A 2,181-nucleotide genomic window follows, 5' to 3' on the forward strand; every position below is an offset into this window, starting at 1 on the left:
CGCCGAGCGGCTGCTCAACGCCGCCTCGGCCCAGGCCCAGGAGGCCACCGACCACGCCGAGCAGGTGCGGACGTCCACGGTCAGCGAGTCGGACGCCGCGCGCCGGCAGGCCGCCGAGCTGAGCCGGACGGCCGAGGAGCGCATGGCGGAGGCCGAGCGGGCGCTGCGCAGCGCGCGTTCGGAGGCCGACAAGCTGGTCGCGGAGGCCGAGGAGCGGGCCGCGAAGGCCCTCTCCAGTGCCGAGGCGGCCAACGAGACGCGCACCCGTACCGCCAAGGAGCAGGTCGCCCGGCTGGTCGGCGAGGCCACCAAGGAGGCGGAGACCACCAAGGCGGACGCCGAGCAGCTGGTCGCCGACGCCCGTGCCGAGGCGGAGAAGATCCTCGCCGAGGCCGGGGAGCGGGCCCGCAACGCGACCGCCGAGGAGACGGCGAGCCAGCTGTCGAAGGCCGCCCGGACCGCCGAGGACGTGCTCAACAAGGCGTCGGAGGACGCCCGTCGGACCACGAAGGCCGCCGCCGAGGAGGCCGAGCGCATCCGCTCGGAGGCCGAGGCGGAGGCGGACCGGCTGCGGGCCGAGGCGCACGACCTGGCCGAGCAGCTCAAGGGCACGGCGAAGGACGACACCAAGGAGTACCGGGCCAAGACGGTCGAGCTCCAGGAGGAGGCCCGGCGGCTGCGCGGCGAGGCCGAGCAGCTGCGTGCCGACGCGGTCGAAGAGGGCGAGTCCATCCGCGCCGAGGCCCGCCGCGAGGCGGTGGCGCAGATCGAGGAGGCGGCCAGGTCCGCCGAGGAGCTGCTCTCCAAGGCCAAGGCGGACGCCGACGAGCTGCGCAAGACGGCCACCACGGACAGCGAGAAGGTCCGCACCGAGGCCATCGAGCGCGCCACGGCGCTGCGCCGTCAGGCCGAGGAGACCCTGGAGCGCACCCGCAAGGAGGCCGAGCGCCTCAAGGCCGAGGCCGAGGAGCGGGCCGAGTCGGTCAGGGAGGACGCAGAGCGGGCCGCGCGCGAGCTGCGCGAGGAGGCCGAGCGGGCCGCCGAGGCGCGCCGCGAGGAGGCCGCCGCCGAGCTGACGCGCCTCCAGACGGAGACGCAGGACCGCCTGGAGTCGGCGGAGCAGGCGCTGACGGAGGCCCGCGAGGAGGCGTCCGGTATCCGCCGGGAGGCGGGCGAGGAGGCCGACCGGCTGCGGTCGGAGGCCGCCGAGCGCATCCGTACGCTCCAGCAGCAGGCCGAGACCGAGGCCGAGCGGCTGCGCGACGAGGCCGCGGCCGACGCGTCCGCCTCGCGCGCCGAGGGCGAGTCCGTGGCCGTACGGCTGCGCTCCGAGGCCGCGGCGGAGGCCGAGCGGCTCAAGGTGGAGGCGCAGGACACCGCGGACCGGGTGCGCGCGGAGGCGCAGGCCGCCGCCGAGCGGCTGGCCACCGAGGCGTCCGAGACGCTGGCCGCCGCCCAGGAGGAGGCCACGCGCCGCCGCCGGGAGGCGGAGGAACTGCTCGGTTCGGCCCGCGAGGAGGCGGACCAGGAGCGCGAGCGGGCCCGCGAGCAGAGCGAGGAGTTGCTGGCCTCGGCGCGCAAGCGCGTGGAGGAGGCCCAGACCGAGGCGACCCGGCTGGTCGAGGAGGCCGACCGGCGCGCCACCGAGATGGTGTCCGCCGCCGAGCAGCACGCCCAGCAGGTGCGCGAGTCGGTCTCCGGGCTGCACGAGCAGGCGCAGGAGGAGATCACCGGGCTGCGCTCGGCCGCCGAGCACGCGGCGGAGCGTACGCGCCGGGAGGCCGAGGAGGAGGCGGACCGCGTCCGCACCGACGCCTACGCCGAGCGCGAGCGCGCGGGCGAGGACGCGGCACGGCTGCGCCGCGAGGCGAACGAGGAGGCCGAGGAGGCCAAGTCGCTCGCGGAGCGCACGGTCGCGGAGGCGATCACGGAGTCCGAGCGGCTGCGCACGGAGACGACGGAGTACGCGCAGCGGGTGCGTACCGAGGCGTCCGACGCGCTGGCCGAGGCGGACCAGGCGGCCTCGCGCACCCGGGCGGACGCCCGGGAGGACGCCAACCGCATCCGCTCGGACGCGGCGACGCAGGTGGACACCCTCATCACCGAGGCGAGCGCGGAGGCGGAGCGGCTCCAGACGGAGACGGCCGCCGAGGCCGAGCGGGTGCGCGCGGAGGCGGTCGC

General features: G+C 77.2%; 1 protein-coding gene. It reads left to right on the top strand.

Annotated elements, in window-relative coordinates:
- Positions 1 to 2,181 (top strand): polarized growth protein Scy (gene scy / locus GTW40_RS04040; RefSeq protein ID WP_272918976.1); only part of this gene is annotated, 2,181 nt, incomplete at both ends.

Origin of the sequence: Streptomyces sp. SID4985, assembly GCF_009863025.1 — a bacterium.
Taxonomy (GTDB): Bacteria; Actinomycetota; Actinomycetes; order Streptomycetales; family Streptomycetaceae; genus Streptomyces.